7 protein-coding genes are annotated in these 8,378 nt (G+C 63.7%); 2 read left to right on the top strand and 5 right to left on the bottom strand.

Features of this window, described 5'->3' with window-relative positions:
* Positions 1-635: TlyA family RNA methyltransferase (locus tag FY112_RS24305; protein ID WP_246700734.1), on the bottom strand; the 635-nt coding region annotated here is incomplete at its 3' end.
* A gap of 89 nt (positions 636-724) precedes the next feature.
* Between FY112_RS24305 and FY112_RS24300 the strand changes: the two genes are divergently transcribed.
* The gene (locus tag FY112_RS24300) at positions 725-1,723 is read left to right on the top strand and encodes a DUF4424 domain-containing protein (protein ID WP_151519448.1); all 999 of its coding nucleotides are present in this window, start codon (positions 725-727) and stop codon (positions 1,721-1,723) included.
* A gap of 218 nt (positions 1,724-1,941) precedes the next feature.
* Positions 1,942-3,876 carry a methyl-accepting chemotaxis protein gene (locus FY112_RS24295; RefSeq protein ID WP_151519447.1) on the top strand — a complete coding sequence of 645 codons (1,935 nt, stop codon included), beginning with the start codon at positions 1,942-1,944 and terminating at the stop codon, positions 3,874-3,876.
* A gap of 261 nt (positions 3,877-4,137) precedes the next feature.
* Here the strand turns inward: FY112_RS24295 and dxs are convergent, their stop codons facing one another.
* The 4 genes from dxs to FY112_RS37990 form a co-directional block, all read right to left on the bottom strand.
* Positions 4,138-6,054, bottom strand: coding sequence for a 1-deoxy-D-xylulose-5-phosphate synthase (dxs, locus tag FY112_RS24290; protein WP_151519446.1), 1,917 nt, complete (start codon positions 6,052-6,054; stop codon positions 4,138-4,140).
* A gap of 165 nt (positions 6,055-6,219) precedes the next feature.
* Positions 6,220-7,143, bottom strand: a complete 924-nt coding sequence (locus tag FY112_RS24285; RefSeq protein WP_017993137.1) for a pirin family protein — start codon at positions 7,141-7,143, stop codon at positions 6,220-6,222.
* Positions 7,144-7,316: 173 nt separating this feature from the next.
* Complete coding sequence (locus FY112_RS24280) at positions 7,317-8,084, bottom strand: SDR family oxidoreductase (RefSeq protein WP_151519445.1); 768 nt, start codon at positions 8,082-8,084, stop codon at positions 7,317-7,319.
* Between the two features lie 86 nt (positions 8,085-8,170).
* The coding region (locus FY112_RS37990; protein WP_246700733.1) for an exodeoxyribonuclease VII small subunit at positions 8,171-8,378 on the bottom strand (208 nt) is incomplete at its 5' end.

Here is an 8,378-nt window from a genome sequence, read left to right as displayed (position 1 = left end):
AGCATCCCGCCCTTGCCGATCGCCTCGCGCCCGGCCTCGAACTGCGGCTTGACCAGCAGCACGGCGACAGCACCGGGTTCGGCGATCTCAAGGGCCGGCGCGAGCGCCAGCTTCAGCGTGATGAAGGAGACGTCGGAAACGATGAAGGTCGCGGGATGGCCGATATCCTCTGCCGTCAGGTTGCGGGCGTTGAGGCCCTCCCTGTTCGTCACCCGCGGATCGCCTGATATGCGCGGATGCATCTGCCCATGGCCGACATCGATCGCGGTGACGTGCGCGGCGCCGCGCTGCAGCAGCACCTCGGTGAAGCCGCCGGTGGAGGCGCCGACATCAAGACAGTGATGGCCGGCAGGATCGAGCCGGAAATGGTCGAGTGCGGCGGCAAGCTTCAGTGCGGCGCGCGAGACGTAGTCCTGCGCCGGATCGTCGATCTCGATCGACGCGTCTGCGCCAAACAGCGCGCCGGCCTTCGTGACCACCTGGCCGCCGATCCTGACGGTGCCGCGCTGCACGGCGTCGCGGGCGCGTGAACGGCTGGCAAAGAGGCCGAGAGAGACGAGAAGTTGGTCGAGGCGTTGGGTGTTTTGATCTGACATCGGCTGTGCATGACCGGCAAAGCCGCCGGTTGCAAGCATTTTGTTCCCAAGACCGTCATTGACCCTCAAAAGCTTTCGGCGATAATCCTGCCGCGGCGATCGCGGGGCGGGCCGCATGGGGGTGCTCTATGCTGAAGCTCTTCACTCTTCTTGTCGCCGCGGGGATCGCATCGCCCGCGCTGGCGAATGATACTCTGGCCGAGGTCAAGACCGGCGGGCTGATCTTTGCCCAATCCGATAATGTCAGCATGGCGCAAGAGGATCTCTTCATCTCCGCTTCGGAAGTGCGCGTCGACTATGTGTTCGAGAACAGCTCCGACAAGGATGTCGAGAGCCTGGTCGCCTTTCCGATGCCCGACATCACTGGCCAGGTCGACAACAATTCCGCTATCTCCGATTATGACAGCGACAATTTCCTGCATTTCTCCACCCTGCAGGATGGCAGTCCGATCACCGCCAAGCTGCAGCAGCGCGTCGTCTCGCTCGGCATCGACGTGACCGACGAGTTCGCCAAGCAGGGCATCCCCGTCCTGCCCTATAGCCAGAAGACGACCGAGGCGCTCGCCAAGCTTCCCGAAACCATCCGCAAGGACTGGATCGTTCGCGGCCTCGTTTATCCCATGGGCGCCGGCGATGCTGCCGGGGTCGATCTCGTGCCGCTCTGGACGCTGCGCTCGACCTATTGGTGGCGCACCACCTTTCCGGCAAGGAAGAAGGTCAGCGTCGCGCACCGTTACAAGCCGGCCGTCGGCGGCACCGTCGCCATCAGTTTTCTCGAAGGTGGCGAGCCGAAGGGTGAGCGCTTCGAGGAATATTCCCGCAAATACTGCCTCGACGGAGATTTCGTCAGGGTTGCCCAGCAGCGTGCGCGGGAAGCCGAGGCCGGAGGCGCCAACTATACCGAAAGCTGGATCTCCTATGTGCTGTCGACCGGCGCCAACTGGGCGGGGCCGATCAAGCGCTTCCAGCTGACGATCGACAAGGGCAAGCCCGGCAGCCTCATCAGCTTCTGCGGCAGCAACGTTCAGAAGATCGGTCCGACGACCTTCAGGATGACATCAGAGGATTTCGATCCCACAAAGGATTTCGACATCCTGATCCTCAATCCTCCAGAAACGGCACAATAATCCGCAGGCTTAGCCGCTGTTGCGCTGCACAAATTTAAACAAATTTAAAGCCTGCCCGGATAGGTTCGGCGTGATTGTAGCGGTTCATCCAAGCCGCTCGGCGCCATGACGGCGCAAGCGTTTCCACGTCGATCATGTTCTCAGCTTCAAACATCCCGGCGGTTGCGTCTCGCGCGACCTGCCTACGCCGCGTCGACTGTCGTCAGGAGAAATCACCGATGTCCGCCAAAAACATATCCTTGAACGGTAAGCTTGCGGCCACGTTCGCAGCCCTCATTCTCATTTTCGTCGCCGTTTCCGCTTTCGTCTATTCCAAGGCGACGGCGTCCGCGGCCGCGTCTGCCGAGCAGGAAAAGTCCGAGTTGCTCGTCAACCAGATTGACGATGCGCTGCAGGCGATGCTCGAGCAGGCCGTCAACCTGCGCGGCTTCATCCTCTTCCGCAGCGACAGCACCTATGGCGACGTCTTCGCCAACCGCGAGCGCATGCTGAAGGCGATTGCTGCCGCCAAGCAGACGGCGGCCGGCGAGCCGCAGCTGGTCGAGATGATCGACGGCATGCAGAAGGCCGCCGATCTCTATTTCCATGAACTTGCCGAGCCGCAGACCAAGGCGCGCAAGGAAACCGACATGCCGATCGAAGAGGTCGTCAAGATCGGCGTCAACGCCACCAAGGGCCAGCTCGACGGCTTCCGCCAGGCCTCGGCCAAGATCAAGGCCACCGCGCGGGAAAAGTCGAATGCGCTCGCCGCAATCCGCGCCGATGCCAACAGCCATCTGAAGACGACGCTCATTGCCGGCGGCATCGTCGCCTCGCTCGCCGCCGCTATGCTCGCCTGGTTGATGTCGCGCATCATCGTCCGCCCGGTCGTCGGCATGACGAGCGCCATGGATCGCCTCGCCGGCGGTCAGAACGACATCGAGGTTCCGGCTGTCGAGCGCGGCGACGAAATCGGCCGCATGGCCCAGTCGGTCCTGGTCTTCAAGCAGGCAGCGATCGAGAAACTGCGCCTTGCCGGCGAGACCGACCGCATGCGCGACGACGCCGAGCGCCAGCGCCAGGCAGCTGATGAGCAGAAGGCGCGCGAGGAAGGCGAGATCCGCTACGCCATCGACGCTTTGGCGGGCGGCCTTGCCGAACTTGCCAACGGCGATATGGCCGGTCGTATCCAGACGCCGTTCGCCTCGCAATATGACAGCCTGCGCAACGACTTCAACCACGCCGTCGAAAAGCTGCAGGCGGCACTGCAATCGGTCGGCCGCAATGCTTCGGCGATCAATGCCGGCGCCGGCGAAATCCGCTCCGCCGCCGACGATCTGGCCCACCGCACCGAGCAGCAGGCTGCCGCCGTCGAACAGACCGCCGCAGCGCTCGAGGAAGTGACGACGACCGTCCGCGACAGCGCCAAGCGCGCTGAGGATGTCGGCAATCTCGTCGAGCGCGCCCGCCTCGGCGCCGAAAAGTCAGGCGAAGTCGTCCGCAAGGCCGTCTCCGCCATGCAGCAGATCGAGAAGTCGTCAGGTGAAATCTCCAACATCATCGGCGTCATCGACGACATCGCCTTCCAGACCAATCTTTTGGCTCTGAACGCCGGCGTCGAAGCCGCCCGTGCCGGCGATGCCGGCAAGGGCTTTGCGGTCGTCGCCCAGGAAGTGCGCGAGCTTGCCCAGCGCTCGGCCAAGGCCGCCAAGGAGATCAAGGCGCTGATCACCACCTCGGGCGAACAGGTCGTTGCTGGCGTCGGCCTCGTCGGCGAGACCGGCAAGGCGCTGGAGGTCATCGTCTCCGAGGTGCAGGAGATCAACCACCACGTCAGCGCCATCGTCACCGCCACGCGCGAACAGTCGATCGGCCTGCAGGAGATCAACACCGCCGTCAACAACATGGACCAGGGCACGCAACAGAACGCCGCTATGGTCGAAGAGCAGACCGCAGCAAGCCATGCGCTCGCCCAGGAGGCAAACGCCCTCGAAGAATTGCTGCGTCAGTTCAAGCTCGGCCAGGTGGCGCCGGCGCCGCGCGCAAGCGTTGCCGGCACGAGCTCCCGCCCGGTCGCCTCCCCGGCCCACGCCCTGACCCGCACCGTCGCCAAGGCTTTCGGCGGAAGACAGGCAAGCGCTGCGGCCGTGAAGGAAGACTGGACGGAGTTCTGAGAGGGCGCCCTTCTTAGGGACGTTAAATGAAGAGGGCGGTGCAGTGATGCGCCGCCTTTTTTGTTGATAGGACCTGCCGAGCAGCCCCCTCATCCGCCCTACGGGCACCTTCTCCCCGAGGGGAGAAGAGGGAATCGAGACGTTGCGGCATATCTCTTCTCCCCTCGGGGGTCCGAAGGACGGGTCTAGACCCGTGGCTCGACCCCGGCCGGGTGCCGGCAGGCGGATGAGGGGGCCACACGGCACGCCCTCACCAAAACATTATCCCGCAACCCCAACCGCAACACCGCGCCCCAGCGCCCTGAACACCGTCGAGACGATGCCGGCGCGGTCGAGGCCGGCGTGGGCGTTCATGGCTTCGGGCTTGGCCTGCTCCATCCAGATGTCGGGCATCACAAGCGAGCGCAGCTTCAGGCCGTTGTCGAGCAGGCCCTCGGTGGCGAGGAAATGCATCACATGGCTGCCGAAGCCGCCGATCGAGCCTTCCTCGACGGTGATGACAATTTCGTGGTGGCGGGCAAGCTGGCGGATGAGGTCGTGATCGAGCGGCTTGGCGAAACGTGCATCGGCGACCGTCGTCGAAAGCCCCGCGGCATCGAGATCCTCGGCGGCCAGCAGACAATCGGCAAGCCGGGTGCCGAAGGAGAGCAGCGCCACCTTGGTGCCTTCCTTGACGATACGGCCTTTGCCGATCTGCAGGATTTCGCCGCGCGCCGGCATGTCGACGCCGACGCCTTCGCCGCGCGGATAGCGGAACGAGATCGGCCCGCCGTCATAGGCGACAGCCGTGCGTACCATGTGCTTGAGTTCGGCCTCGTCTGCCGCCGCCATCACCACGAAGCCGGGCAGGGTGGTGAGGAAGGTGGTGTCGAATGAGCCGGCATGGGTCGGCCCGTCGGCGCCGACGAAGCCGGCACGATCGATCGGAAAACGCACCGGCAGCCCCTGGATCGCCACGTCGTGCACGACCTGGTCGTAGGCGCGCTGCAGGAAGGTGGAATAAAGCGCCGCGAACGGCTTGTAGCCTTCCGCCGCCAGGCCGGCGGCGAAGGTCACGGCATGCTGTTCGGCAATGCCGACGTCGAAACAGCGCGACGGAAAGGCCTCGGCGAGCTTGTCGAGGCCGGTACCATTCGGCATGGCGGCGGTAATGCCGACAATCTTGTCGTCGAGGGCGGCTTCCTGCACCAGCGCTTCGGCAAAGACGCTGGTATAGCTCGGCGCATTCGGCTTGACCCTTGCCTGGGCGCCGGTGATGACGTCGAACTTGTTGACGCCGTGATATTTGTCGGCCGCGGCTTCCGCCGGCGGATAGCCCTTGCCCTTCTGGGTGACGACGTGGATCAGCACCGGTCCGCGTCCATTGTCGCGGACATTGCGCAGGACGGGCAGCAGGTGGTCGAAGGAATGCCCGTCGATCGGCCCGATATGATAAAAGCCCATCTCTTCGAACATCGTGCCACCGGTGACATAGCCGCGCGCATGCTCGACGGCGCGGGTGATCGCCCGGTCGATGTTCTTGCCGAGATAGGCCGTCAGCTTCTTGCCGAAGTCACGGAAGCCCATATAGGTGCGACCCGAGGCAAGGCGCGCGAGATAGGCGCTCATGGCGCCCGTCGGTGGCGCGATCGACATGTCGTTGTCGTTGAGGATGACGATGAGCCGCGCATCGAGGGCACCCGCATTGTTCAACGCCTCATAGGCCATGCCGGCCGACATCGCCCCGTCGCCGATGACGGCGATGACGCGGCGGTCTGATTTGTCGAGGTCGGCGGCAATCGCCATGCCGAGGCCGGCCGAGATCGAGGTCGAGGAATGCGCGGCGCCGAAGGGATCATATTCGCTTTCGGCCCGGCGGGTGAAGCCGGACAGCCCGTCTTCCTGGCGCAGCGTCCGGATGCGGTCACGCCGGCCGGTGAGAATCTTGTGCGGATAACATTGATGGCCGACGTCGAAGATCAGCCGGTCGCTTGGCGTGTCGAAGACGCTGTGAATGGCGATCGTCAATTCGACGACGCCGAGACCGGCGCCGAGATGGCCGCCGGTGCGCGACACCGCATCGATCATTTCGTCCCGGACTTCGCGGGCAAGCTGCGGTAGGTCGCGATCCTCGAGCTTGCGCAGGTCGGCGGGATAGATGACCTGGTCGAGCAGGGGGGTCTTCGGCAGTTGTGTCACAGGCGGGCGCTCTTTCTTGCTTTTCCTTGTTCCGCCTTATTCGATTAGATTGCGGCAAAACAAGTGCATTTCAGGAACCGAAGCTTTTCACCTTAGAGCATGATGCCGGAAAGTGTGAACGGTTTTCGGAGTATATCCTGGTCTATTTCTCTCATTTCGTGTCGCTCAGCCCTCCGGCAACGGCACGAATTCCTCTTCATCCCCCGGCACGATATCGAAGCGGCCGGTGCGCCATTCCTCCTTGGCCTGTTCGATCCGCTCCTTCGAGGAGGAGACGAAATTCCACCAGATATAACGTTTCGAATTGAGCGCCGCACCGCCGAAGAGCATCAGGTGACAGCCATCGCGACCGGCTTCCAGCGTGATCGCATCGCCCGGCCGAAAGACCAGCAGCTGGTCGGCGGCAAAACGGTCGCCTGATATGACGACCTCGCCCGACAGCACATAGACGGCGCGCTCTTCGTGGCCCGCGCCGAATGGAAATTTGGCGCCCGCCTGCAGGTCGAGATCGACATAGAGCGTGTCGGAGAAAACACCGACCGGCGATGTCATGCCTTCGAACGAGCCGATGACCACGCGCCCGCGCACACCTGCCGTCTCGATCAGCGGCATGGCGGACTTTTCCGTATGGGCGAAAGCTGGATCGATCTCCTCCTTGTCGTCGGGCAGCGCCAGCCAGGTCTGCAGCCCCGACATCAGCAGCGGATGGCCACGCAGATTGTCGGGCGTGCGCTCGGAATGGACGATGCCGCGACCGGCCGTCATCAGGTTGATATCGCCGGGACGGATGACCTTTTCGGTGCCGAGGCTGTCGCGATGGCGGATCTCGCCGTCGAACAGATAGGTGACCGTCGACAGGCCGATATGCGGATGCGGCTTGACGTCGAGCGCCTCGTCCGGCTTCAGGATCGCCGGTCCCATGCGGTCGAAGAAGATGAACGGCCCGACCAGCCGCCGCTGCCGGCTGGGCAGAGCGCGGCGCACCTGAAAACCGCCGATATCGCTGGTGCGCGGGATGATCAGGTTCTCGATCGCATCGCAGGCGAAGGCATCGCCGGGCAGGGGGTCTTTACCGGGAAAGAAGGACATTGGGATCTCCGATCGCTACAGTGCCGAGCGTCATCGCCCACAAATAGCGCCTGGAGCGCCGCGCGTCCAATCGGACGCGCTAAAGGACGCTCCAACACTTGAAAGCGCGCCGCGCGTCCAATCGGACGCGCTAAAGGACGCTCCAGCACCTGAAAGCGCGCCGCGCGAATGACTCAGATCGCGGTAAAACCGTTGTCGACGAAGAGATGGGCGCCGTTGACGAAGCTCGATTCGTCGCTGGCGAGATAAAGGGCGGCCCGCGCGACATCTTCCGGCTCGCCGATCCGCCCCTGCTGGGCGGCAATGGCGGCATCCGAAACATCGACACCGAGAGCCTGCAGGTCGGCAACCTCGCGCAGGCCGTGCGGCGTGCGGATGAAGCCGGGGCAGACGGCGTTGCAGCGGATGTTGCGGTCGCGGAATTCCACCGCGATGGCGCGGGCAAACATATGCACGGCCCCCTTGGTCGTGTCGTAAAGCACTTCCATCGGCGTGGCGGCGACCGCCGAGATCGACGAGGTGCAGACGATCGATCCGCCGCCGCTGGCAATCATCTTCGGCAGCACCGCCTTGGTCATCAGGAACATCGAGCGCACATTGACGGCGTGCAGCCAGTCCCATTCCTCGACGGTCGTTTCGAGAAAAGGTTTGATGACGATCGTACCGGCGTGATTGAAAAGCACGGTCACCGCGCCGTAGCGTTCTTCGACGCCTTCGACGGCGGCATTGACGGCGGATTCGTCCGAGACATCGGCAGTCCAGTAATCGGCCTCGCCGCCGGCATCACGGATCTGCTTCACGGTCTCCGCGGCTGCATCGCCATTGCGGTCTATGATCGCAACACGCGCGCCTTCCGCCGCAAAAAGCTTCGAGGCGGCACCGCCCATGCCGGTCGCGCCGCCCGAGATAATGGCGACCTTGCCCTTCAACCTGTCCGTCATTTCCTTGTCCCCTCATCGTTTTGGATGGGGATCATAGATCGGTCTGAAGCCGATAGCCAAGCGCCTTCGAGGGAGTTTGCTGCGCCTCAGGCGCCGTCGAGCGGCTCGACGCCCTGCGGCTTGCCGGCGCGGTCGAGCCGGATCTTCTCGATGCGGTTCTCGGCAGCCGAAAGCAGCGTCTCGCAATGTTTCTTCAGCGCTTCGCCGCGCTCATAGATCTCGATCGATTCATCCAGCGCCACATCGCCGCGTTCCAGCCGGGCGACGATGCTTTCGAGTTCGGCAACCGCCTTT

Source organism: Rhizobium sp. PEPV16, assembly GCF_008919455.1.
GTDB lineage: Bacteria > Pseudomonadota > Alphaproteobacteria > Rhizobiales > Rhizobiaceae > Rhizobium > Rhizobium leguminosarum_Q.
Note: the sequence above shows the minus strand (reverse complement) of the source record. Positions and strands in the feature narration are given on the sequence as shown.